A 24018-nucleotide genomic window follows, 5' to 3' on the forward strand; every position below is an offset into this window, starting at 1 on the left:
GGAATGCTAACGGGCCCCGCCGCCCGGTAAACCACCCGATTCGGTGGTGGGTCGATCTCCTTTGCGGGTACACCAGTTGACGGCCGCTTCCGTGCGGCGGCGCCCCGTCGACACCGCCCCATGTGATTCCCCAGCGGCCGGACGATCCGCGGGCCACGGCTGCCCGTACGGTAGGCGAGGAGGCGTCCATGAGTGACGACCTGCGCAGCGAGAGAACCCCCGACTCAGCACAGCAGCAAAACATCCAGGACGAACGGACAGTCAGCTTCCTGCGCTTCGGCGTCGGGGCGATCGGCGTCCTGCTGCCACCGGCGCTGCCGGTCGGCAACTGGCTGGCCGACGAGGTCATGGGCCGCGGCACGGACGGCTTCTGGCCGGCCTCGATGAGCGCCGCGTACTACACCGGGACGCGGAACGTCCTCGTCGGGGCGCTGTGCGCGCTCGGGGTGTTCCTGATCTGCTACCGCTTCGACCGGCGGGACGACCGGTGGAGCACGGCGGCCGGGGTGTTCGCCCTCTTGGTCGCGCTGTGCCCGACGGCGCCGGGGGACCCGACGGAGGTGCAGCGGGTGGTCGGGGTGTTCCATCTGGTCTTCGCCTCACTGCTGTTCGTGATGCTGGCGCTGTTCTGCCTCTACTCCTTCCGCAATCCGCGCTCGGCGCAGCCGGCCCGGGTCGGCGCGGCCTACCTGGCGGCGGGGGTGCTGATCCTGGTCGCGCTGTTGGCCGCGGCCGTCTGCGGGCTGTCCGGGTTCGGGGCGGACTGGGCGGTGCGGCCGATGTACCTGTGCGAGTGGGTGGCGACCTGGGCCTTCGGTGCGGCCTGGATCGGTGCGGCGGTGGAGCTGGCGGCGGGGCACGGCGGGCGGGCCGGGTCCGGGGCGCTCCCCCGTCAGGCGGTCGGGATCGAGGCAGGGAGTCCGGAGGCCCAGACCTGAGGATTCGTCATCTCGTCCTACTGGACGACCGTTACCATGCGCACCGAGGACCGCCGTCGTGGCGGCCGGTGACGGATGCCCAGCGGCAACGGGAAGGCGAGCATGGCGAACGAGGTCCGGGCCCAGCAGGAATCACAGCAGGGACCGCAGCAGGAACCACGGCAGGACTACCCCTCGGTGGACCTGCGGATGGACGTACCGCACTCCGCGCGGGTGTACGACTACCTCATCGGCGGCAAGACCAACTTCGAGGCGGACCGGGTCGCCGCGCACGCCTCGGTGCGGGCCTGGCCGTCGCTGCCGGTCTCGATGCGCACCACCCGCGACTTCATGCAGCGCTCGGTGCGCCACCTCACCGAGCAGTACGGGGTGCGGCAGTTCCTGGACATCGGCACCGGCATCCCCACCTCGCCCAATGTGCACGAGATCGCCCAGGCGATCGCCCCGGGGACCCGGGTCGCGTACGTGGACAACGACCCGATCGTGCTGACCCACGCGCGGGCCCTGATGTCCAGCACGCCCGAGGGCCGCACCTGTTACGTGGACGCCGACTTCCGCGACCCGGAGTCGATCATCGACAACCCCCGGCTGCGCGAGGTGCTCGACCTCTCGCAGCCGGTGGCGCTGTCGCTGATCGCCATCGTGCACTTCGTGCTGGACGAGGACGACCCGCAGGGCATCGTGCGCCGCTTCATGGACGCGCTGGCGCCCGGCAGCTTCCTCGCCCTGACGGTGTTCACCGGCGACACCGACCCGGTCGGGGTGGGTGGCGTCGGCCGGGAGTACAACGCGCGCGGCATCCCGCTGCAGATCCGCGACAAGGCCGAGACGGAGGCCTTCTTCGACGGCTACGAGCTGCTCGACCCGGGCGTCACCCTGGTCCACCACTGGCGGCCGGACGCCGACGCCCCGGTGGTCCGCGACCAGGACATCGCGATGTACGCGGGCGTGGCGATCAAGCACTGACGCAGGTGGGCCTGGTCAGCCGGGGACGGAGACCAGGCCCGCCTCGTAGGCCAGGATGACCAGTTGCACCCGGTCGCGGGCGTCCAGCTTGGCCAGCAGCCGGGTCATGTAGGTCTTCACGGTGGCGATGCTGAGCACCAGCTCGGCGGCGATCTCGGTGTTGGACAGGCCCCGGCCGACCAGTGTGAGGATCTCCCGCTCCCGGTCGGTGATCACGTCCAGCCGGCGCGACACCGGTGCCGGGACCGGTGTCGGCTGCCGGCCCGCGAACGCCCCGATCAGCCGTCGGGTGACGCTCGGTGCGATCAGCGCGTCCCCGGCGGCGACCACCCGGACGGCGGCGAGGATGTCGTCCAGCGCCATGTCCTTGACCAGGAAGCCGGACGCCCCGGCGCTCAGCGCCGCGTACACGTGCTCGTCCTCGTCGAAGGTGGTGAGCACCACCACCCGGGTCGGCCCGCCCGCGGCGGTCACCTGCCGGGTGGCCTCGATGCCGTCGGTGCCGGGCATCCGGATGTCCATCACCACGACGTCCGGCCGCAGTTCGGCGGCCAGCCGGACGGCCTCGGCGCCGTCGCCGGCCTCGCCGACCACCTCGACGTCCGCCGTCTCGGTGATCACCATCTCCAGGGCGGCCCGTACCAGCGGCTGGTCGTCGGCCAGCACCACGCGGATCATGCGGTCTCCTCCTCGGGGATCGGCAGCCGGGCGGCGACCCGGAAGCCGCCGTCCGGGCGCGGCCCGGCCTCGAACTCGCCGTGCAGCAGTGCGACCCGCTCGCGCAGCCCGGCCAGGCCGAAGCCGCTGCCGGGTGCGGCGCCGTGGCCCCGACCGCGGTCGGTGATCTCGACTGAGAGCTCCCCCGCCGTGCGGCCGACGGTCACCAGGCAGTCGCGGACCTCGGCGTGCCGGACCACGTTGGTGACCGACTCCTGGATGATCCGGAACGCCGAGAGGTCGATCTCCGGTGGCAGCGGGGCCTGTTGGCCGTCGCGTCGCACCTCGACCCGCACGCCCGCGGCGGTGGTCGTCTCGGCCAGCCGGTCGAGGTCGGCCAGGCCCTGCGGGGCGGTGTCCGACACCTCGCCGTCGGCCTGGCGCAGAGCGACCAGCATGCGGCGCAGCGCGGCCAGGGTCTCCCGTCCGGCGGCCTCGATCTCGCCCAGCGCCTGCTTGGCCCGCTCCGGCCGGCGGTCGATCACCCGGCGGGCGGCGCCCGCCTGCAGGGCGACGATGCCGATGCTGTGGGCGACGGTGTCGTGCATCTCCCGGGCGATCCGCAGCCGTTCGGCGGTGACCGCCTCGGCGGCGGCCCGGCTGCTCAGCGCCTCGGCGTGCTCCCGGTTCTGCCGGAGCGAGCGCCCGGCCAGCCAGGCGACCAGGGCGAGCAGCGCGGCGCCGTCGGCCGAGCCGATGTGGGTGCCGGTGAAGATGCCGACGGTGTTGCCGCGCACCAGGCCGATGTGCAGCACCAGGAAGGTCATCACCAGTGCGAAGGCGGCGCGGGAGCCGCGGCGCGTTCCCCTGGCGGTGATCAGGAACAGCGCGACGTCCACGGCGAGCAGCGCGGCCGGGGGCACTTGGTTCTTGGCGGCCCAGCCGTCGGTCTCCGTCCAGGTGGCGATCAGCAGGATCGCGACCGAGAGCATCGGCATCCGGCGTACCAGGGCGGCGCCGACGAAGGCCACCGCCGTGTCGGCCAGGGTGAACGGCAGGCCGCCGTGCGCGGCGGCACCGTGGTGCAGCCGCCCGGTGTCGCGGAGCAGCACCGCGGGGTAGCCGGCGGCCACGCACCAGGCGAGGGCGACCCAGACCTCGGGCGGGATACGCCGGAACAGCGGGGGCGTTGGCGTCGCGGGCATGATCGAGATCGTAGCCAGGCGGGTGGGCACCGTCATCCAACCGTGGTTGTACGGCCGGGGGTGACCTGCGGTGTCGACACCGGTCCGATGTGGCGGCAGGGCCTCCCCCGGCACCGTGGTACCCATGATCGAAGTCACCGAGCTGACGAAGCACTACGGCCGCCGGACCGCCGTCGACCGCCTCACCTTCACCGTCCGCCCCGGCCGGGTCACCGGCTTCCTCGGCCCCAACGGCGCGGGCAAGTCCACCACCCTGCGGCTGATCCTCGGCCTCAACGACCCCACCTCCGGCACCGCCACCGTCGGCGGCCAGGCCTTCCGCGGCCTGCCGCGCGGCCTGCGCGAGGTCGGCGCTCTGCTGGACGCGGGCGACGTGCACGGCGGGCGCACCGGGGCGGCCCATCTGCTGGCGCTGGCCCGCAGCAACGCGATCCCGGCCGCGCGGGTCCAGGAGGTGCTGGCCGAGGTCGGGCTCTCCGAGGCCGCCGGGCGGCGGATCGGCGGCTACTCGCTGGGCATGAAGCAGCGCCTCGGCATCGCCGGCGCGCTGCTCGGCGACCCGCCCGTGCTGCTCTTCGACGAACCGCTCAACGGACTCGACCCGGAGGGCGTGTTCTGGGTGCGGCGGCTGTTCCGCCGACTCGCCACGGAGGGGCGGACGGTGTTCGTCTCCAGCCACATGATGGCGGAGATGGAGCACACCGCCGACCACCTGGTGGTGATCGGACGCGGCCGGCTGATCGCCGACGAGAGCCTCACCGAGTTCGCCGCCCGCGCGGGCCGGGCCGGAGTCACCGTCCGCACCGCCGAACCCGACCGGCTCGCCGCCGTCTTGCGTGCCGCCGGCGCCACCGTGCGGCCCGGCCCGGACGACACCCTGGACGTGACCGGCCTGGACGCCGAACGGATCGGCGAACTCGCCCTGGAGCAGCGCCTGTTGTTGTACGCCCTGACCGCCCGCGGCGCCTCCCTGGAGGAGGCCTTCATGGAACTGACCGCCGACAGCGTCGAGTACCTCGCCGGAGATCCCCGTTGAGCACCGCAACTCCCCTCCCCCGCCCCCGTTTCGGCGACCTGCTCGGCGCCGAGTGGCTCAAGTTCCGCTCCCTGCGCTCGATCCCCTGGGTGCTCGGCCTCGGCACGCTCGTCATCATCGCCGGCAACCTCAAGGCCGCCCAGTACACCCACGACCACTACGCGCCCGGCGACGGCGACCCGGCGGTGATGGCCCAGGTCGCACTGAACAACTCCTTCCACACCGGCTCCGCCGACATCCTGATGCTGATCGCGGGCGGCCTCGGCGCGACCGTCATCGCGGGCGAGTACGCGACCGGGCTGATCCGCACCACGCTGGCCGCCGTACCCGACCGCCGGGCGGTGCTGCTCGCGAAGGCGGGCGTGCTGACCGCGGTGATGCTCGGCTTCGGCGTGGTCACTGCGGGCGTCTCCTTCGGCCTCACCCAGGCGATCCTGGCCGACCGGGGCATCGGGCAGTCCATCACCGACCCGACGGCCCTGCGGTACGTGGCGGCGGCCGCGCTGTTCGCCCCGGTGTGCGCGCTGGTCGGGCTCTGCCTCGGCACCCTGATCCGGCACAGCGCGGGGTCGGTGGTGGGCACCGTGGTGGTGCTGTTCTTCCTGCCGTCCTTCGTGACCGAGCGCTACCGCTGGACCGCCGACGTGCTGCACGCCCTGCCCTTCGCCGCCTGGCAGCGGCTGGCCCGCATCACCCTGGCGGGCCTGCGGCCCACCGACTACCCGGCCACGGTCGCGGGCTCCTGGACCACCTACGCGGTGTGGTCGCTCGCCTCGGTGGTCATCGCGACGGTGGTGATCCAGCGCCGGGACCACTGACCGCGCGACCGCCGCCCGGTCGAACCTCGCCGTCACGACACAGCCGGGACAGACCCTACGCCCGCCGGCCCGCCACCTCGTCCGCCAGCGCCACCAGCAGCGCCATCAGGATCAGGCCCCCCGCCACCGCGACGCCCAGTTGGAAGGCCAGCGCCCAGTCCGGGTGGCGGCCGCCGGCGTGGGCGAAGAAGACCGAGCCGACCACCCCGATGCCGACCGCCGAGCCGACCCGCTGGGCGGTCTGCAGCACACCGCCCGCGCTGCCCGCGCGGGCGAGCGGGACGTACTGGAGGGTGAGGGTCTGGTTCGGAGAGATCACCAGGCCGCTGCCCACCCCGGCGACCAGCAGCGGGCCGACCGTCGCCCAGCCCACCAAGGGGCCCGACCACAGCTGCACCGCCAGGGCCGAGGCCAGCAGGCCGAGCAGCACCAGCAGCAGCCCCGCCACCACCAGCCGCCGCCCGAGCCGGCTCACCAGCCGGCCGCCGACCGCCGCCGAAACCCCCGAGCCGAGCGCGAAGGGGGTGACCGCCAGGCCCGCCGTCAGCGCCGAGTAGTGCAGGCCCACCTGGAGGTAGAGCGTGAAGATGAAGAAGATCGCGGTGAACCCGGCGAAGTACACCAGCGACAGCAGCACCCCCGCCGCGTACGGGCGCACCGCGAACAGCGCCATGCTCACCAAGGGCTCGCACCGCCGCGCGTAGTGCCGCTCCCAGCCGACGAAGGCTGCCAGCAGCACCGCCGCCAGCGGCAGCAGCAGCCAGCGCACCGAACCGTGCCACTGCTGCGCCTGGACGAAGGGCAGCAGCAGCGCGACCGTCCCGGCGCCGAGCAGCAGCACGCCGACCGGGTCGAAGTCGCGGTGCCCGGCCCCTCCTGCGGTCGGGCCGGGGGCCGGGAGCAGCCGGTAGCCGATCGGCAGCGCGGCGGCGCCGATCGGCAGGTTGACCAGGAACACCCAGCGCCAGCCGTCCTGCGGGCCGAACAGGTGGATCAGCAGGCCGCCGAGCAGCGGTCCGACGGCGGTGGACAGCCCGATGGTCGCGCCGAGCGCACCGAAGGCCCGGCCACGGTCGGCGCCCTGGAACAGGATCTGGATGAAGCCGGACACCTGCGGCACCAGCACACCGCCGGCCGCGCCCTGGAACAGCCGGGCCAGCACGAGCCACTCCTGGTTCTGCGCCGCCCCGGCCAGGGCACTGGCCGCGGTGAACAGGGCGAGCCCGGCCAGGAAGACGGCCCGTCGGCTGCGGGCGTCGCCGAGCCGCCCGGCCGGGACGAGCACCAGGCCGAAGGCGAGCGCGTAGCCGCTGAGCACCCACTGCAGGCCGCTGTCGGACATGTGCAGCCCGGCCCGCACAGTCGGCAGGGCGACGTTCACGATGCTGACGTCCAGCAGGGTCATGAACCCGGCGACCAGGCAGACCGTGAGCGCCCGCCAGCGCCGTGCCTCGGCCCGCCCGCCGGCGGCGGAGGCGCCGGGCGGCTCGGGGTTCACGGCGTTGCGGGAGGACTGGGCGATCATTGGGAGCCCCTTCCCGGTGTCCGGGGGGATCCGGCTCGGCCCATCGTCGCCCGGCCCGCACCGCGCCGCCACCCGGGCCCGGGCGCGGGCCTCCACTCACCCGTACGGCCGAACCGGATCGCGACCGGCCCGTACCCGCCGGAGGCTGGCGGCATGACTGTCGCCAGCGAGACCCAGCCCTCCGCCCCGCCGGTGCTCGACGTACGGCAGCGGAACGTCGTCTTCGGCACCATCGTGCTCGGCATCCTGCTGGCCGCCCTGGACCAGACCATCGTCGGCACCGCGCTGCCCACGATCGTCGCGGACCTCGGCGGGGCCGCGCACATGTCCTGGGTGGTGACGGCCTATCTGCTGGCCGAGACGGTGGCCACGGTGCTGGCCGGCAAGTTCGGCGACCTGTACGGGCGCAAGCTGCTGTTCCAGGTCTCGGCGATCGTCTTCATCACCGGCTCGTTCCTGTGCGGCCTGGCCACCGACATGGTCCTACTGATCGCCTGGCGGGCGGTGCAGGGCATCGGCGCGGGCGGGCTGATGGTAACGGCCATGGCGCTGATCGCGGACGTCATCCCGCTGCGCGAGCGCGGCAAGTACCAGGGCGCGATCGGCGCGGTGTTCGGTGTGGCCACGGTGATCGGGCCGCTGCTGGGCGGGCTGTTCACCGACCACCTGTCCTGGCGCTGGGCGTTCTACGTCAACGTGCCGATCGCCGTCCTGGTGGTGGCCGCGGCCGCCCGGACCATCCCGTCGGTGCGCTCGGCGGTGCGTCCGGTGATCGACTACCTGGGGATCGCGCTGGTCTCGGTCGGCGCCAGCGCCCTGATCCTGGCGACCAGTTGGGGCGGCAACCAGTACGCCTGGGGTTCCGGGGTGATCATCGCCCTGTTCGCGGGCGGCGCGGTGGCGCTCGGGCTGTTCTGCTGGGTGGAGACCCGGGCGGTCGAACCGATGCTGCCGATGCGGCTGTTCCGCAACCCGGTGTTCGCGGTCTGCTCGGTGCTCAGCTTCGTCGTCGGCTTCGCGATGCTCGGCGCGCTCACCTTCCTGCCGACCTTCCTGCAGTACGTGGACGGCGACTCGGCGACGGTCTCCGGCGTGCGGATGCTGCCGATGGTGATCGGCCTGCTGATCGCCTCGATCGCCAGCGGCAACGCGGTCAGCAGGACCGGCCGGTACCGGATGTTCCCGATCGTCGGCACCCTGGTGATGGCCCTCGGCCTCTACCTGCTCTCCCGGCTCCAACCCGGCACCGGAATCGCGCTGGCCTCACTCTACATGTTCGTGCTCGGCGTCGGCATCGGGCTGAGCATGCAGGTACTGACCATCGCCGTGCAGAACACCGTCGACTACGCGGACCTCGGCACCGCCACCTCCGGGGTGACCTTCTTCCGCACCATCGGCAGCTCCTTCGGCACCGCCGTGTTCGGCACCGTCTACGCCAACAGCCTCACCACCGAACTGACCAAGGGCATCGCCTCCGCCGCCCGGCTCACCGGCGTCGACCCGGCCGTGCTCGCCGGCGCCGCCGAGAGCCCGCACGGCCTGCACCGGCTCCCCGCCGCCCAGGCCGCGCCGATCATCCAGGGGTACTCCGACGCCCTGCACACCGTGTACCTGTGGTCGATCCCGGTGGCCCTCGTCGGCTTCGTGGTCGCGCTCTTCCTCAAGCAGGTGCAGCTGCGCGACACCGCCCGGGCCGGCTCCACCGACATGGGTGAGGGCTTCGCCCAGCCGACCACCAGCGACTCCGACCCGCACCTGGAGTACGCGGTCTGCACGATCGTGCGCGGCGTGGACCTGGACACCGTACGGACCATCGTCGGCGACGCCGACACCCGGGTGGACCTCGCCGGGGCCTGGGCCCTGATGGAGGTGGCCGGCCACACCAGGGCCCTCGGGCACGCCTCCCTCGACCTGATCGCCGCCCGCAAGCGGGTGCCGCCCGAGGTGCTGGAGCCCGTCTTCGACCGGATGACCGCCGAGGGCTACCTCACCCGCGACGGCGACCGGTTCACCCACACCGAGGCCGGCGCCCGTGAGGTGCAGGCCCTCGGCCGCGCCTGGTCGGGCTGGCTCAACGACCGCCTGGACGCCGACGCCGGCCGCCCGCGCAGCCCCGAGCTCCGCACCGCGGCGGACGCCGTCGCCTGGCGCCTGCTGGTCGAGGACCTCGCCAACGGCCTTCCGGCGCACGTTCGTTCCGAGGACGGCGCGAAGGTCTGAGGCACGGTCGGTGCGGTCGGGCGCCTCACCGGACGGGTGCCGGCTCCTCCGGTGCGGGGGTGTCGTCGGTGGGCGTTTCGTCGGCGCCGACGGTGATGCCCCGGCGCTTGGAGATCCACACGGCGAGGACGACGACGGCCAGCGCCAGCAGCGCGATGGCCAGCCGGAGGCCCAGGTTGGCATGCGGGCCGAAGCTGAGTTTGACGATCGCCGGCGCCACCAGGAGGGAGACCAGGTTCATCACCTTCAGAAGCGGGTTGATGGCCGGTCCGGCGGTGTCCTTGAAGGGATCGCCCACGGTGTCGCCGATGACGGTGGCTTCGTGCGCGGGGCTGCCCTTGCCGCCGTGGTGACCGTCCTCGACCAGCTTCTTGGCGTTGTCCCAGGCGCCGCCCGAGGTGGCCAGGAAGACGGCCATCAGGGTGCCCGCGCCGATCGCTCCGGCCAGGTAGGAGCCCAGTGGGCCGACGCCGAGCAGGAAGCCGAGGGCGATCGGGGTCAGCACGGCGAGCAGGCCCGGGGTGACCAGTTCGCGCAGCGCGTCGCGGGTGCAGATGTCCACCACCCGGCCGTACTCGGGCCGCTCGGTGCCGTCCATGATGCCGGGCCGGGTCCGGAACTGGCGCCGGACCTCGAAGACGACCGAGCCGGCGGAGCGCGAGACGGCGTTGATCGCCAGACCGGAGAACAGGAAGACGACGGCGGCGCCGGCCAGCAGGCCGACCAGGTTGTCGGGCTGGTCGATGGCCAGGCTCAGGCTCGAACCGTGGGCGGCCGGGCCGATCTGTTCCTCGGCGGTCGCGATGGTGTCGGTGTAGGAACCGAACAGCGCGGTGGCGGCGAGCACCGCGGTGGCGATGGCGATGCCCTTGGTGATCGCCTTGGTGGTGTTGCCGACGGCGTCCAGTTCGGTGAGCACCTGGGCGCCGGCGCCGGTGATGTCCCCGGACATCTCCGCGATGCCCTGGGCGTTGTCGGAGACCGGGCCGAAGGTGTCCATCGCGACGATCACACCGACGGTGGTCAGCAGTCCGGTCCCGGCCAGCGCGACCGCGAACAGGGACAGGATCAGCGAGCCGCCGCCGAGCAGGAAGGCGCCGTAGACGGCGGCTCCGATGGCCACGGCGGAGTAGACGGCCGCCTCCAGGCCGAGCGCGACGCCGGAGAGCACCACGGTGGCCGGCCCGGTCAGCGAGGTCTTGCCCACGTCCCGTACCGGGCGGCGGGTGGTCTCGGTGAAGTAGCCGGTCAGTTGCTGGATGACGGCGGCCAGCACGATCCCGATGGCCACCGCGGCCAGGGCGAACACCCGCGGGCTGCCCGCGTGCCGGGTGATCTCGGCGGACACCCCGTGCAGACCGGAGAAGCTGGCCGGGAGGAACGCGAAGACCGCGCCGGCCACCAGGACGAGGGACACCACGGCGGAGGCGAAGAAGCCGCGGTTGATCGCGGTCATCCCGCTGCGGTCCGTGGGCCGCGGGGAGACCATCTCGATGCCCAGGACCGCCGTGAGCACCCCGATGGCGGGTACCACCAGCGGGAAGGTCAGCCCGTTGTCACCGAAGGCGGCTCTGCCCAGGATCAGCGCGGCGACCAGGGTCACGGCGTAGGACTCGAACAGGTCGGCCGCCATCCCCGCGCAGTCGCCCACGTTGTCGCCCACGTTGTCGGCGATCGTCGCCGCGTTGCGGGGATCGTCCTCGGGGATTCCCTGCTCGACCTTGCCCACCAGGTCCGCGCCCACGTCCGCGGCCTTGGTGAAGATCCCACCGCCCACCCGCATGAACATCGCCAGCAACGCCGCACCAAAGCCGAAGCCCTCCAGCACCTTCGGTGCGTTCGCCTGGTAGATCAGCACCACCGTCGCCGCCCCCATGAGGCCCAGCCCCACGGTGAACATCCCCACCACCCCGCCGGTACGGAAGGCGATCCGCATCGCGCGGTGCGACACCCTTCGCACGATCGATGCCGCCGTCGGTCCTTCCCAGGACTCGGCGGCCGGGACCGGCGCCGTCCCCGCCCGGGCCGCCGCCGCCACCCGAACGTTGCTGCGCACGGCGAGCTGCATCCCGATGTACCCCGTCGTCGCCGAGAAGGCCGCCCCGACCAGGAAGAACACCGAACGCCCGATCCGCTGCCCCCAGTTGTCCGCCGGCAGCAGCAGAAGGACGAAGGGCACCACCCCCGCGAAGACGCCCAGGGTGCGGAACTGACGCCTCAGGTAGGCGTTCGCACCCTCCTGAACCGCCCCGGCGATCCGCCGCATCGTCTCGGTGCCCTCGTCCGCGGCCAGGACCTGGCGGGCGAACGCCCCGGCCACCATCAGGGCTCCCGCCCCGATCACCGCGACGATCACCAGCAGTGTCCGGCCCGACCCGGTCAACACGGGCGCGGCCGCAACGGACGCGCCCACAGGAAAGATCCCAGCCATTCCGTCCTCCTTGACGTCGTGTCTGGGGTGCCAGGTGCGCGAATTCGCCGCCCGGGGACTGTCAGACCGAGGCTAACCCCGGGGGCCGGAGGTCTCCACGGGGGTTAGGGCAATCGCGTGCCCGGCATGCGACGGCGAGTGATCCCCTCGAAGATGGTGCTGCCGACGCCGTCGGACGCCACGGATCGCGAAGGAGAGCGACATGGACTTCGAGCTGGACTTCGAGGTGATCGTCGAGATCCCGCAGGGCTCACGGAACAAGTACGAGATGGACCATGCCGCCGGACGGATCCGCCTGGACCGGATGCTGTTCACGGCCACCCGCTATCCGGCGGACTACGGGTTCATCGAGGACACCCTCGGCGGAGACGGCGACCCCCTCGATGCCCTCATCCTCGTCGACGAGCCCACCTTTCCCGGATGCGGCATCACCTGCCGCGCCATCGGCATGTTCGTCATGACCGATGAGAAGGGGCCGGACGAGAAGATCCTCTGCGTGCCCGCCCACGACCCCCGCTTCACCCGTCTGCAGGACATCGACGACATGCCCCGGCACGACCTGAACGAGATCACCCACTTCTTCGAGGTCTACAAGGATCTCGAACCCGGAAAGTCCGTCGAGGGCTCCCACTGGGCGAACAAGGCCGACGCCTACGCCGAAATCGAGGCCTCACGCTCCAGAGCCGCCGCCCGGTAGGCCCCATGCTGTGACGAAGCGTCAGGATCCGCTGCCATAGGGCCTGGTGATGACTTCGAGGTGGTGGCCGGACGGGTCCCGGAAGTAGACGCCACGGCCGCCGTCGTTGTGGTTGATCTCGCCGACCCGCTGCATGTGCGGGTCGGCGTAGAACTCGATGCCGCCCTGCTGGATCCGGGCGAAGATGCCGTCGAACTCCGCCTCCGAGACCAGGAAAGCGTAGTGCTGCGGGGTGAGGCGCTCGGGATCGGCGGTGGCGAAGTCGAGGGTGACTCCGTTCGCCGTGGCGAGTGGCAGGAACGGGCCCCACGCCGCTCCGAGTTCGAGGCCCAGGATGCCGGCCACGAACTCGGCGGACTCCTGGCGGTCACGGGAGAAGACGATGGTGTGGTTCAGCTCGACGGACATGGTGGAATGCCTCCAACGGCGTCTCCCGGTACCTCCCTGCCCCACCGGCCGGCGACCGGCACGCGATGCCGAATCGCGATCTCGGACAGAGTCAGGACGTGGCCGCGGGCGCGGCATCCCACTCAGCCGGCCTCCTTCGCGGTGATCTACTTCACCACGACCGTGCCCTGCATGAAGGGGTGGATCGAGCAGATGTACGCGTACGTCCCGGGCGTGGTGAAGGTGTAGCTGTACGAGGCGCCCTGGTTCAGCGGCGCGGAGGCGAGCGGGCCGGAACCGGTGCTGGTCACCGTGTGCGTGTCGCTGTCGGTGTTGGTCCAGGTGACGGTGGTGCCCGCGCTGACCGTGAGCGTGCTGGGCGAGAACGCGAAGTTCGCGATGGTGACTTGCTGTGCTCCGGCGGCCGGGGCCTTGGGCACGGCCGTGAGGACCGTCTGCGACACCGCGGACGCGGCGACCCCGTGCGACTGTGCGGCCGCCGGGCCCGCGGCGCCGAGCGCGCCGAGCCCCGCGGCGACCACAGCGGCCACCAGGGGTCTCGCGATCCGACGGTGCGTATTGTCGTTGCTCTTGGTATTCCTGCGTGATATCTCGGTCATGATGCCCACCCGACATGTGTTGGCTTTACGCAGGGCTTTTTCAGCGTATCCCCGCGCCGCCGGATGGACATCTCAGCGTCAGCCGCGGCGGCCGGCCCGCCGGCGGGCGGTACCGAAGGCCCGCAGGAAGGCGCCCACGCCGGTCCGCACGGCGGCGTCCAGGTCGGACGGCGCGACGGGGCGGGAGCCGAGGGCCGAGAGTCCGGGCAGGTTGCCGGAGACCAGGGCAATTCCACGCGTCGGCCCGCCCGATGGCCGGTCAGAATCCGGCGGACACCCGCGTCAAGGCCTACCTCGAACGCGCCGCCTCCCACGCGGGTCAGCCGACCATGGGCGGATTCACCCGGGCGAAGCCCTCCTGGCGGCGGTACGGGAAGTACGGGTACGGCGCGGTGCGGGCGCTCGCCGCGTCCAGCCGGGCGACCTGCTCCGGCGTCAGCGACCAGCCGACCGCGCCGAGGTTCTGCCGCAGCTGCTCCTCGTTGCGGGCGCCGATGATGACGGAGGAGACGGTCGGGCGGCGCAACAGCCAGTTGATCGCGACCTGCGGGACGGTGCGTCCGGTCTCGGCGGCGACCCCGTCGAGCGCGTCGACCACCCGGTAGAGCAGCTCGTCCTCCACCGGCGGGCCGTAGTCGGCGGTGTCGTGCAGTCGGCTGCCGGCCGGGAGGGGATGTCCGCGGCGGATCCGGCCGGTGAGGCGGCCCCAACCGAGCGGGCTCCAGACCAGGGCGCCGACGCCCTCCTCCCGGGCGAGCGGCATCAGCTCCCATTCGTAGTCGCGGCCGACCAGGGAGTAGTAGACCTGGTGGGCGGCGTAGCGGGGGCGACCGTAGCGGTCCGCGAGGGCGAGGGACTTCATCAGCTGCCAGCCGGAGAAGTTGGAGACGCCGGTGTAGCGGATCTTGCCCGCGCGGACCAGGTCCTCCAGGGCGGCCAGCACCTCCTCGATCGGAGTGCCGGCGTCGTAGGCGTGCAGTTGGAAGAGGTCCAGGTAGTCGGTGCGGAGGCGGCGCAGCGCGTCGTCCACGGACCGGATGAGCCGAGCGCGGGAGGTGCCGGCGTCCTGGGGGCCGTCGCCGAGCGGCAGTCCGGCCTTGGTGGAGATCAGCACCTGGTCGCGGCGGCCGCGGACGGCCTGGCCGAGCACCTCCTCGGAGGCGCCGTCCGAGTAGACGTCAGCGGTGTCGAAGAGGGTGATCCCGGCGTCGATGGCGATGTCGAGCAGGCGGCGGGCCTCCTGGACGTCGGTGGTGCCCCAGGCGCCGAACAGCGGGCCACGGCCGCCGAAGGTGCCGGTGCCGAGGCTGAGCACGGGGACCTTGAGTCCGGACGCGCCGAGCCGGCGCCACTCCATGCCGGTGCCGCCCGCACCGGTGGCGGCCGCTTCCGTGGTGGCCGTGTTCGTGCCGGCCGGGTTCGCGCTTGTCATGACAGTACTCCCCTCGAAGCCCCTAATGGGACTACCGTTCCGTTAGGATGCCTCGAAGCTAGCAGACTCCTCCCGTCTAATGGAACAGGAATCCCGTTAATGGCTGCCGAACCCGTCGACCCCGTCGAGTCCTCCACACCCGGCACGGTCCGTCCCGGCGGCCGGACCGCCCGGGTGCGCGCCGCCGTCCTGCGGGCCGCCGAGGACGCCCTGGTCGAGCACGGCTTCGGCGGCCTCGACCTCGGCGACATCGCCCAGCGGGCCGAGGTCGGCCGCACCACCGTCTACCGCCGCTGGGGCAGCACCACCGCCCTGGTCGCCGACCTGCTCGCCGACATGGCCGAGCAGTCGCTGCCGCGCACCCGCAGCGGCACGCTCGCCGAGGACCTGCGGGCCAACGCGCGCCTGGTCCAGCGCACCCTGGCCGACCACCGGCAGGGCGCGCTGTTCCGTGCGGTGATCGTGGCGGCGAACGGCGACCCGGGGACGGCCGAGGCCCTGCAGCTGTTCTACCGGCGCCGGGTCGAGGAGTGGGCGCCGTGCGTCACCGAGGCCGTAGAACGCGGCGAACTCCCGCCGGACACCGACCCGTTGGAGGTGATCCGGGCCGTCTCGGCGCCGCTCTACTACCGGATGCTCACCACCGCCGAGCCGCTCGACGAGTCCGCCGCCGACCGCGCCGCGGCCGCCACCGAGGCCGCCGCCCGGGCCGGGGCGTACCGGCGGCAGGGCGACTGAGGCACCCGAGCGCACCCGGGAACGCCCGGGAACGCCCGGGAACGCCGACGGCCGCACGACGCGCCTGCGTCGTGCGGCCGTTCGGGACCGGGACCGGTCAGTCCTCGTCGAACTCCTCGTACTCCTCGCGCAGGTTCTCCAGCAGCCCGGCCCAGAGGTCCGACTTGTCCGGCCCCTGACCCAACTGCGCCACCAGCGCCTCGAATTCGTCCAGCGCGGCCTGCGCGTCGCCGTTGACGATCCGCTCCTCGAAGCCGGCCAGCAGCCCCAGCGCGCCGATCACCTCGGGCAGCGAGTCGGCCGCCCAGCCGCCGTGGCCCTGCCCGGTGGTCCAGCCGTCGGAGTTGTAGATCTCGACAACACCGCACTCGGCGTCGACCATCAGGTGCCGGTCGTCGAACTTGCCGACGCAGTACGCCAGGCCCGCCGGGGAGTCGTCCTCGGGGTCGCGGGCGTACAGCTCGTCGGTGTCCGCCTCCCACATACCGCGCTCGGGCAGGTCCGCCGAGTCGTAGCCGACGAAGTCCAACTCGACGGCCGGGATGCCGACCTCGGCCAGGAACGCCCGGGCCGCACCCGACTCCAGCCCCTCGGGCAGCGTCTCGGGCCGCCACAGCGTGCCCTCGCCGAAGCAGGACTCCAGCCAGGCCGCCGTGGGGTTCCTGGCGGCGGCCAGCAGCTCGGCGTGCGGCCCGTCGGCCACGTCCGCGGCATCGGTGGCGGCGGTCGCGTCAGTCGCGTCGGTCGCGGTCATCGGTACATCTCCCCCGGTCAGAGCGGCGCAAGGGCCCCATTCAAACGCACCGCACCGACGGCAGGTGTCACCGGGTCAGCTCCTCACGGACAGGACGGCCAGGGCGCCTGCGACGGGAGGAGCCGACCGGAAGAACGACCTCTAGAAGAACGAGTCGTCATCGTCCTCGTAGTAGTTGTTGACGACCACGTGGGGCTCGTCGTCGCTCAGCGCCTCGTTGAGCAGCATGCCGCCGACCAGGCCGGCCGCGCCCGCGCCGATCATCGCGCCGGTGCCGAAGCGCCGGCCCTGGTCCTGCTGGCCGGGCACCTGCGGGCGGCCCTGCTGCACGGGCTGGACCTGCTGCGGGTAGCCGGCCTGCGGCGGGGTGTAGAACGGCGGGACGGTGGTCTGCACCCGCTGGGCGCAGGCGGCGCAGGCCTCGACCTGGCGCGGCACGCCCCACTGCGGCTGCCACAGCACGGCCGTCGAGCCGTAGCCGTGCGAGGGGTCGAAGAAACACGTCACGGGGGAACTCCCTGTTGCTGGCTGGGTCTTCGGAACGGCGGGCGCCACGGCGGGGGCGGCGGGCACGGGAGCCGGGGCGGGCGCCGGCGCGGCGGCGGGTGCGGGCTGCAGCACGTCGACGCCGAAGTCCGTGGCGATGCCCGCGAGGCCCGCGGCGTACCCCTGCCCGACGGCGCGGAACTTCCAGTCCGCGCCGTGCCGGTAGAGCTCGCCGAACACCATCGCCGTCTCGCTGCCCGCCTCCGGCCGCACGTCGTAGCGGGCCACCTCGGTGCCGCCGTCCGCGTCGCTGAGCCGGATGTACGCGCCGTGGACCTGCCCGAAGGTCTGCCGCCGCTGCGCCGCGTCGTAGATCGCCACCGAGAAGACGATCTTCTCCACGTCGGCGGCGACGTCGGCGAGCCGGACCTCGACCCGCTCGCGGTCGTCACCGCCGCCGGCGCCGCCCTGGTGGCGGACCGATCCGTCCGGGCTCTGCAGGTTGTTGAAGAAGACGAAGTGCTGGTCCGTGAGGACCGTCCCGGACGCCCCGCAGAGCAGCGCGCTGGCGTCCAGGTCGTACCCGCCGCCGGCCGTCCAGCCGAGGCCCACCCGGACCACTCGCAGCCCGGGGGCCCGCTTGCCCAGGGAGACGTTGCCGCCCTTCGTCAGGGCCACACTCATGGGGTTTCCTCCACCACCGTCCGAAACACGCTGTTCGACCACGACAACGCTGTGGAGACCGAGCCGGTTCCCGGCCGTCGCCTCAAGGCCGGGTCAGCGCCGAGCCGGTACCCGCCGGTGCCGCGTCAGGACCGCACCGGGAGTTCCAGCAGGCCACGGGCCCGCATGGTGGGCCGGTGGCGCAGCTGCCCGACCGGGACGTCCAGGGCGAGGTCGGGGAAGCGGCGGATGGACAGCGGGGCGGGGCCGTCGAAACGGGCGAACTCCTCGACGGCGCGTCAGCCCGGCACTTATTGTCGGTGGACATGACACAGCTTCGCCGTGCCACCAGACGCACCGTCGACCGTGCCGGACACGCCGTCGGACGTGCCGCCACCCTGACCGCCGCCCTCGCCGGGACACTCGCGGCCCTGCTGGCCCCGGCCACCGCCCACGCCGAACGGGCCGGCTGCCGGTCCGTCGCCGCCGCGCCCGTGGACGCCGAACAGGCCCGCCTCCAGGACGCCCGGACCGCCGCCTTCACCGAGCACTCCGGCTTCGACGAGCTGCTCGCCGGCTTCCCGGCCGCGCTCTGCGCCGCCCGGAACGCCCACCGCGCCGAGCGGGTGGTGGACGCCTGGGGCCAGGCACTCTGGCAGGCCGGCGTCGACCGCGCCCAGGGCCGGCGGCCGGGTGGCGCACTGCCCGCCCGCGACGACCGGCCGCTGTACTGGACCAGGCTCGCCATGACCGTCCAACTCGCGCGCTGGCAACCGAAGTTCGACGTCGACCGCGCCGATCTTCGGGCCCGCTTCGAGGACGCCTCGCGCGGCCTGGACGACCTGGACACCGAACCGCGCCGCGCCAACCCCTCCGGCGCGGCCGTCCTGCAACTGCACGGACAGCGGATCATCCTCGCCGACGGCAGCACCGCCGAGGTCCGGGCCGTCGTCCTGCCGGTGCGCTACGGCGACTTCGACGACGGCATCGTGGAACGCGCGTTCGGCCCGCACCTGGTGCCCGGCGCCCAGTCAGCCGACCTGATCACCAGCATCAGCCAGGGCTACCCCGGCAAGTTCACCCTGGAGGCCTGGGCCGGCCGCGCCCGCTCCGCCGACCCGGCCACCGACAACGTGGGCGCCCTCTCCGGCGGCACCCTCGACCACCCGGTCGACGCCCCGGGCCTGGTCGACGGCCCCCAGTTCATCCACACCACCCTGCCCACCGACGCCATGACGGCCGTCCAGCAGCCCTATCCGGTCCTGCTCAACACCCCCGTCACCGAGATCCCCGAGGGCGCCACCACCCCCGTCACCCGCCCCGACGGCCCCACCCCCGGCTCCCGCGCCGTCGCCGGAGGCGGCGGAGGCTACCTCTCCAACGAGGTCGCCTACCGCTCCAACCGCCTGCGCCTCGACCTCGCCCCCGACCTGCCCGGCGGCCACCTGCACACCCCGGTCCTCGCCGGACTCCCGGCGGACCAGGCGCAGGTCACCTCGCCGGAGTTCGAGCGGAACGAGGCGGCGATCTCCGACCAGGTCGGGGCGATCCTGCGCAGCGCCCGGTTCTGAGGAGCGGCGGCGCGGCCGGGGACAACCGGCTCCGATCAGCGTCCGCCGGCTCAGCGGCCGGTCGCCTTCCAGGGGCCGTCCTCGGGCCGCGCCTCGGTGTCCGTCCCCGGCCAGGGCGGCATGGTGACGGCCGTGATCCGCAGCGGGCCGCCACCGTCCTCGTCGGCCCGGAACTGGAAGGCGGTGCCCAGCGGGATCGACACCGCCGTCCCGGGCACGAGCCGGACGGTCTCCGCCCGGCCGTCCTGGCGCCGCCACAGCTCGCCGCTGCCCGCGGTGACCTGCCACAGCTCCTGCACGGTCGCGTGCGACACCGCGCGGCTGACCTGCCCGGGAGCGAGTACGAAGACCGCGAGGCTGCCCTGCCCGTCCAGGACCAGCAGCGGGCGGACCTCGGCCCCGTCCGGGGCGGTCACCACGGGGGCGTCATCGACCTCCGCGGTCTCGAAGGGGTGGTGCACTGGCTGATCGCTCATCCGACGACCCGGCCTCTCTCCTCATGACGGAGTTCCTGGGCTCGTCCCCCACCACCGATGAGACCACGGCCGTCCGAGGACCCGCCATACCCACTGGCGCGCAGCCGACCCCGCGGGGAGCCCCGAGCCGCTACCCCGGGACGCCCCCGAACTCGCGCACGGCGTCGGTGACGATGGCCTCCAGCCGGGCGTGGTGAGCGCCGCGCCAGTAGGCCTGTCCGCAGTCCTCGCACTGGGCGAAGGCGTCGTAGGAGCGCTCGGTGCCGTCCCGGAGCTGCTCGCGCACCGAGGTCTTGGTGACCGTGCGCAACGTGCCGTTGCAGGTGGTGCAGCGGCTCCAGGGGGCGAGCGGCGGGGCGAAGCGGGAGAGCACGTCGCGCAGCTGCTCGGCGGGGCGGTGGCTGTAGACGTAGGCGCCGGCCCAGAGTTCGCGGCGGTGCAGCAGGCCGCGGTCGCGGGAGAGCATGACGCGCTGCTCGGCGGCGGAGCGGGCGGCCAGGGCGGCGTCGCCGATGTCCGGGTTCTCGTAGGCGGCGTCGACGCCGAGCAGGCGCAGTCGGCGGGCGAGGGTGCCGAGGTGGACGTCCAGCAGGAAGCGCGGCGGGGTGGGCGAGGGCTGCGGCCTGGTCACGGCTTCGACGGTGACGTGCTCGGCGTCGGCCGGGACGTACGAGTCGGGGACGGACCGTCCGTCCACCAGCAGGGCGCCCACCTCGGTGCGCGGGATGCCCAGGGACTCGACCACGTGGCCGAGGGTGGAGGTGCCGTCGGTGCGCAGCGAGGTGCGGCCGGCCCGCCGGGGCGCGGAGACGAAGAGGTGCAGCTCAGGGGCGAAGTCGAGCCAGATCTGGGGCTTGTCCACGCGGCCAGCATGCCAGCGCACGGTGGGCGGGGGCCACTGCTTTCCCGACCCCCGCCCAGGCCGCCGGCACCGCATCCGGCGATCCACTCACCGAGCGGGTGGCAGCCGTCGTGCGTTCGCACTGCCGGCATGGCTTCCCGCCCGGGCCTTCAGCGGATCAAGGGGTGGCGGCACGTACAGCGGTGGTCGCCAGAGTGGTGTAGTGCATCGTGAAGCGGCCGCCCAGAGCGTCGACAGCACGGCCGACCGCGCCCAGGATCTCGGCCAGCTGCTCGGGACCGAGCTGGGTGAGTCTGCCGGTGGTGGGGAGCAGGTCCAGCCATTGGTCGCGCGTGTAGGACTGTTCCCAGTCGAATCGCCACTGTTCCGGGTCGTTGAACTGCCCGGTCCCGCGGATCTTGTCGGCGACCTTCGCGTACCCCGCCTGGTACATCTCCAGCGGACGTCGAGCCGGCTGGTCGCTGAACGGGGAGTCGGGCGCCACCCGCCGGAAAGCCTCGGCGAACGGCTCGGCCACCTCGACAGGAGGTTTGAATACGTGCCCGAATATCGCCAGGCGCCCGTTCGGACGCAGCACTCGGGCCGCCTTCACGGCGCCGACGACCGGGTCCACCCAGTGCCACGACTGGGCGGCGATCAATGTGTCGAACATTCGGCCGGCCGGCTCCCAGGCTTCGAAGGTGGCCACCTCGACCCGCAGACTGCGGGCTTGCGCGAGGTCGGCCATCCGCGCATCCGGATCGATGCCGAGCACGGCGCAGCCGGCGGCCTGGAACTGGCGGGCCGCGATGCCGGTACCGGTGCCGACGTCGAGGACGTCAGACCCCGGGCTCCCGGCCACGATGCGCGCCACCAGGTCATCGGGGTAGGCAGGTCGGGCCTGGTCGTAGCCTTGCGCGTTCGTGCCGAACGACTCGGCCGTCCGCCGAGCCTGGTGCGACTGCGCCGGTTCGGGGTGCTCTCGCGGTAAAGTGGGCATGCGTTCACTTTAGTGGGCGAGTGCCCACATGACAATGGACGCCAGGAGCCTGACCCACGCCTGACCCACGAAGGGATCTGCAAGTGCCGACCGGGGTACACCTTCGCGATGCGCGGCAGCAGTTGTTCGACGCCGCCGAACGCGTGCTGCTGCGCGCTGGCCCGAACGGGCTGACCAGCCGGGCCGTCACCGACGAGGCGGCCTGCGCCAAAGGCGTCCTGCACCGACACTTCACCGACTTCGACGCCTTCCTCACCGAGCTCGTGCTCGACCGGGCCGCACGGCTTGAGACGCAAGCGCGCGCGCTGCGCGAGACCGTCGGCACCGGCACCGTGACCGACAACCTCACCGACGCGCTGACCACCCTGTTCGGACCGGTTCCGGTGGCGATCATCCCGCTCATCACTTTCCGGGACGAGTTGCGCGCGCGGCTGCGGCAAGCCAGGCCCGGCGGCGGCATCACGATCCTCGCCCAGGTCACGACCGCGGTCTGCGCCTACCTGGCCGACGAGCGCGCAATGGGCCGTATCGCGGCCGACGCCGACATCGACTCGCTCACCCTCTCACTGGTCGGAGGCGGGCATCTCCTGTTCGCAGACCGCGACCCCGACCCACCGACCACGGCAACCGTCAACAAGCTGGTGACCACGGTGCTCGCCGACGTCGTGCAACGGCGGCCACGCCGGTCGGAGCACTAGCCCCGGACTTCGCACATGGGGTTTTAGGTCTCCAGCCAGCGGGGTCGGGTTTCGTCGATGCCGAGGAGTTCGAGCAGGTGTGCTTGGACTCCTCGGTTGATGAGGACGACGGGCGGGCTGGTGGTTGTGCCGGGCCGAATCATCAGGCTGGCGAGGTGGTAGAAGATCATGCGGCCGGTGGGGCGGACGGCTCGGTTGTCGGGGTAGAGGCCGCGCATGGTCTGCTCGGGGCCGAGGACTTGGCGTACTTGGCGTTCGATCAGGCAGAAGACCAGCAGGGCCAGGCAGATCACGGTGATCAGGGCGGCGATGCGCCGGTTGTGCTGCAGGAAGACCGGTGCGACCGCGAGCGGGCCCTTGAAGTCGTGGTAGCGGCGCTCGACCACCGCCTGGCCCTTGTAGCGCAGGAAGACCTCCTGTGCCGTGGCCTGTTCGGGGGTGAGGTTGGTCAGCAGTGCGTACCAGCCGTCGACGGCCGCCTGGGCGTCGAGTACGTCCTGGTCGAAGTGCCATTCCAGAGCGGGCCGACCCTCGGGGCCACTGCTGATGGTGGTCCGAAGGCAGTCCTCGACCCGTCGGCTCTTGGCGATCACGCCGATCCGCGCGGAGATCTTCTCCGCCGTGCCGTAGAAGCGTCCTGCGGCTCCGCGCTGGAGCTTGTCCAGGTCCTCGGCCGCGTGGGCCAGGCGTTTGGCGCGGGCGGCCTGCTGGCCGCGGGCGTTGCCGCTGGAGTGGACCAGGATTCTGCGCAGGGTGTGCACCGGGTCGCTCCTGCGGCGGCCGGCCAGGGTGTGGGTGTCCTCCAGCACGCGGTAGACCTCGCGCCGGTCGGCGGGACTGCCCGTGTCCCGGTCCGGGACGTAGTCCACGACCTGCGCGTCTTCGAGGTTCAACGCGGCGTAGACGTGGTCGGGGACCTTGGCGGCCGGGGCGGGGGCGATGAAGGCGACCTTCGCGTCCAGCAGGGCGGTGACGTTCGGGTGGGACACCAGTTTGGAGTCGGCGACCAGCAGGAAGTCCCTGCGGTCGGCCATCTTCCGCAGGGCCTTCATCGCGCCGACGACCTGGGCAACCTCGCCCGCGCCGCCGTCGTAGACGCGGTGGAAGAGCGGGATGCCGCCGTCGCCGCTGACCGCGAGGCCGGCCTGGATCTGCTTCAGGTCGACCCTGCGGTCCTTGGGGTGACCGTACTTGACCTGGGGAAACTGCTCGTCCTGGTCCTCGTAGGCGCCGAAGAGGGACATCGAGGTCATGTCCCAGTGGATCCGGGACACGTCGACGCCGAACTCCGTGATGGCCTGCGCGCCGACGGTGCCGACCAACTCGTCCAGGTGCGGCGCGATCGCGTCCAGCGCGCGGGCGAGCCGGTCGTCCCCCAGCAGGCCCGGTGAGATGCCGAAGACCTCCTCCACCGCCCATTCCCGGGCCCAGTCGCCCACGCGCACCAGCGGTGCGGGCGCGGACAGCCGGTTGGCGATCATCACTTCGATCACCTGGCCATGCGTGAGGTGCGCGACCTCGCGGATCGGGCACAGCTCGTCAACGATCCCGGCCACGTCCAGCCGGCGCAGAAACTCGGCAGAGGCGGACAGAGCGCCCAGACGCCTCTCCACCACGGGCGTCAACTCCACGGCGAAGCGCGGACGGTGGACCCGTGAGCGACGTGAACGAGATATCGGCACACCAGGTTCAACGACCGGCACCCCGACGGGGTACCGGTCGCATCACCAGTTCATCCGAACTCGTCATGTGCGAAGGACGGGACTAGCCCCAACGCCGTGTAGATAGAGCCTTGGGCGGTTGCGTCAAGTCGCCTGAAATGGGACGGAGCTCCTGCTAGAACCGTGTCGGCCAAGATC

The 24018-nt window shown here is 72.5% G+C and carries 22 protein-coding genes; 9 read left to right on the forward strand and 13 right to left on the reverse strand.

Annotated elements, in window-relative coordinates; genetic code table 11:
- The first annotated feature begins 188 nt into the window (after positions 1-188).
- Together ACGF12_RS31175 and ACGF12_RS31180 are read left to right on the forward strand one after the other, a co-directional pair.
- Positions 189-938: a hypothetical protein gene (locus ACGF12_RS31175; protein WP_393037402.1), complete on the forward strand. Its 750-nt coding sequence runs from the start codon at positions 189-191 to the stop codon at positions 936-938.
- A 189-nt stretch (positions 939-1127) separates the two neighbouring features.
- On the forward strand, positions 1128-1904 hold the full coding sequence (locus ACGF12_RS31180) for an SAM-dependent methyltransferase (RefSeq protein WP_393037460.1): 777 nt from the start codon (positions 1128-1130) through the stop codon (positions 1902-1904).
- 15 nt (positions 1905-1919) lie between these two features.
- Here the strand turns inward: ACGF12_RS31180 and ACGF12_RS31185 are convergent, their stop codons facing one another.
- Together ACGF12_RS31185 and ACGF12_RS31190 are read right to left on the reverse strand one after the other, a co-directional pair.
- A complete protein-coding gene (locus tag ACGF12_RS31185) occupies positions 1920-2582 on the reverse strand; it encodes a response regulator (RefSeq protein WP_393037405.1) in 663 nt (220 codons plus the stop codon).
- Positions 2579-3766: a sensor histidine kinase gene (locus tag ACGF12_RS31190; protein WP_393037408.1), complete on the reverse strand. Its 1188-nt coding sequence runs from the start codon at positions 3764-3766 to the stop codon at positions 2579-2581. The genes ACGF12_RS31185 and ACGF12_RS31190 overlap by 4 nt, the downstream gene beginning before the upstream one ends.
- 124 nt (positions 3767-3890) lie before the next feature.
- On the opposite strand from ACGF12_RS31190, the gene ACGF12_RS31195 reads away from it, so the two are divergent.
- Together ACGF12_RS31195 and ACGF12_RS31200 are read left to right on the forward strand one after the other, a co-directional pair.
- Positions 3891-4802: an ABC transporter ATP-binding protein gene (locus ACGF12_RS31195; RefSeq protein WP_393037411.1), complete on the forward strand. Its 912-nt coding sequence runs from the start codon at positions 3891-3893 to the stop codon at positions 4800-4802.
- Positions 4799-5620: an ABC transporter permease gene (locus ACGF12_RS31200; RefSeq protein ID WP_393037414.1), complete on the forward strand. Its 822-nt coding sequence runs from the start codon at positions 4799-4801 to the stop codon at positions 5618-5620. The genes ACGF12_RS31195 and ACGF12_RS31200 overlap by 4 nt, the downstream gene beginning before the upstream one ends.
- A 55-nt stretch (positions 5621-5675) precedes the next feature.
- Here the strand turns inward: ACGF12_RS31200 and ACGF12_RS31205 are convergent, their stop codons facing one another.
- Positions 5676-7145, reverse strand: coding sequence for an MFS transporter (locus ACGF12_RS31205; protein WP_393037417.1), 1470 nt, complete (start codon positions 7143-7145; stop codon positions 5676-5678).
- A 153-nt stretch (positions 7146-7298) separates the two neighbouring features.
- Between ACGF12_RS31205 and ACGF12_RS31210 the strand changes: the two genes are divergently transcribed.
- On the forward strand, positions 7299-9365 hold the full coding sequence (locus ACGF12_RS31210; RefSeq protein WP_393037419.1) for an MDR family MFS transporter: 2067 nt from the start codon (positions 7299-7301) through the stop codon (positions 9363-9365).
- Positions 9366-9390: 25 nt separating this feature from the next.
- Here the strand turns inward: ACGF12_RS31210 and ACGF12_RS31215 are convergent, their stop codons facing one another.
- Complete coding sequence (locus ACGF12_RS31215; RefSeq protein WP_393037422.1) at positions 9391-11796, reverse strand: sodium-translocating pyrophosphatase; 2406 nt, start codon at positions 11794-11796, stop codon at positions 9391-9393.
- 214 nt (positions 11797-12010) lie between these two features.
- On the opposite strand from ACGF12_RS31215, the gene ACGF12_RS31220 reads away from it, so the two are divergent.
- Positions 12011-12493 carry an inorganic diphosphatase gene (locus ACGF12_RS31220; protein ID WP_393037463.1) on the forward strand — a complete coding sequence of 161 codons (483 nt, stop codon included), beginning with the start codon at positions 12011-12013 and terminating at the stop codon, positions 12491-12493.
- A 21-nt stretch (positions 12494-12514) separates the two neighbouring features.
- Here ACGF12_RS31220 and ACGF12_RS31225 read toward each other — a convergent pair whose 3' ends face one another.
- The 3 genes from ACGF12_RS31225 to ACGF12_RS31235 all read right to left on the reverse strand — a co-directional run bounded on the left by ACGF12_RS31225 (position 12515) and on the right by ACGF12_RS31235 (position 14857).
- Positions 12515-12901 carry a VOC family protein gene (locus ACGF12_RS31225; RefSeq protein WP_393037425.1) on the reverse strand — a complete coding sequence of 129 codons (387 nt, stop codon included), beginning with the start codon at positions 12899-12901 and terminating at the stop codon, positions 12515-12517.
- A gap of 146 nt (positions 12902-13047) precedes the next feature.
- Positions 13048-13500 carry a cupredoxin domain-containing protein gene (locus ACGF12_RS31230; protein WP_393037428.1) on the reverse strand — a complete coding sequence of 151 codons (453 nt, stop codon included), beginning with the start codon at positions 13498-13500 and terminating at the stop codon, positions 13048-13050.
- A 319-nt stretch (positions 13501-13819) separates the two neighbouring features.
- A complete protein-coding gene (locus ACGF12_RS31235; RefSeq protein ID WP_393037466.1) occupies positions 13820-14857 on the reverse strand; it encodes an aldo/keto reductase in 1038 nt (345 codons plus the stop codon).
- Positions 14858-15031: 174 nt separating this feature from the next.
- Between ACGF12_RS31235 and ACGF12_RS31240 the strand changes: the two genes are divergently transcribed.
- Positions 15032-15670, forward strand: a complete 639-nt coding sequence (locus ACGF12_RS31240; RefSeq protein ID WP_393037431.1) for a TetR/AcrR family transcriptional regulator — start codon at positions 15032-15034, stop codon at positions 15668-15670.
- A 97-nt stretch (positions 15671-15767) separates the two neighbouring features.
- On the opposite strand, the gene ACGF12_RS31245 is transcribed toward ACGF12_RS31240, so the two are convergent.
- On the reverse strand, positions 15768-16424 hold the full coding sequence (locus ACGF12_RS31245) for a hypothetical protein (protein ID WP_393037434.1): 657 nt from the start codon (positions 16422-16424) through the stop codon (positions 15768-15770).
- A 141-nt stretch (positions 16425-16565) separates the two neighbouring features.
- Positions 16566-17594, reverse strand: a complete 1029-nt coding sequence (locus tag ACGF12_RS31250) for a TerD family protein (protein ID WP_393037437.1) — start codon at positions 17592-17594, stop codon at positions 16566-16568.
- 176 nt (positions 17595-17770) lie between these two features.
- Between ACGF12_RS31250 and ACGF12_RS31255 the strand changes: the two genes are divergently transcribed.
- A complete protein-coding gene (locus ACGF12_RS31255) occupies positions 17771-19144 on the forward strand; it encodes a pyroglutamyl peptidase (RefSeq protein WP_393037440.1) in 1374 nt (457 codons plus the stop codon).
- Between the two features lie 50 nt (positions 19145-19194).
- On the opposite strand, the gene ACGF12_RS31260 is transcribed toward ACGF12_RS31255, so the two are convergent.
- From ACGF12_RS31260 to ACGF12_RS31270, 3 genes are all read right to left on the reverse strand, one after another.
- Entirely contained in the window at positions 19195-19620 is a 426-nt protein-coding gene (locus ACGF12_RS31260; protein WP_393037443.1) for a cupin domain-containing protein, read from the reverse strand.
- A 130-nt stretch (positions 19621-19750) separates the two neighbouring features.
- Entirely contained in the window at positions 19751-20482 is a 732-nt protein-coding gene (locus ACGF12_RS31265; protein WP_393037446.1) for a Mut7-C RNAse domain-containing protein, read from the reverse strand.
- 157 nt (positions 20483-20639) lie between these two features.
- A complete protein-coding gene (locus tag ACGF12_RS31270) occupies positions 20640-21461 on the reverse strand; it encodes a class I SAM-dependent methyltransferase (RefSeq protein WP_393037449.1) in 822 nt (273 codons plus the stop codon).
- Between the two features lie 83 nt (positions 21462-21544).
- Between ACGF12_RS31270 and ACGF12_RS31275 the strand changes: the two genes are divergently transcribed.
- Complete coding sequence (locus tag ACGF12_RS31275; RefSeq protein WP_393037452.1) at positions 21545-22159, forward strand: TetR/AcrR family transcriptional regulator; 615 nt, start codon at positions 21545-21547, stop codon at positions 22157-22159.
- Between the two features lie 23 nt (positions 22160-22182).
- Here ACGF12_RS31275 and ACGF12_RS31280 read toward each other — a convergent pair whose 3' ends face one another.
- Positions 22183-23775, reverse strand: coding sequence for an IS1634 family transposase (locus ACGF12_RS31280; RefSeq protein WP_393037455.1), 1593 nt, complete (start codon positions 23773-23775; stop codon positions 22183-22185).
- Between the last annotated feature and the right edge of the window lie 243 nt (positions 23776-24018).

This window comes from Kitasatospora sp. NPDC048296 (assembly GCF_043201815.1).
GTDB lineage: Bacteria > Actinomycetota > Actinomycetes > Streptomycetales > Streptomycetaceae > Kitasatospora.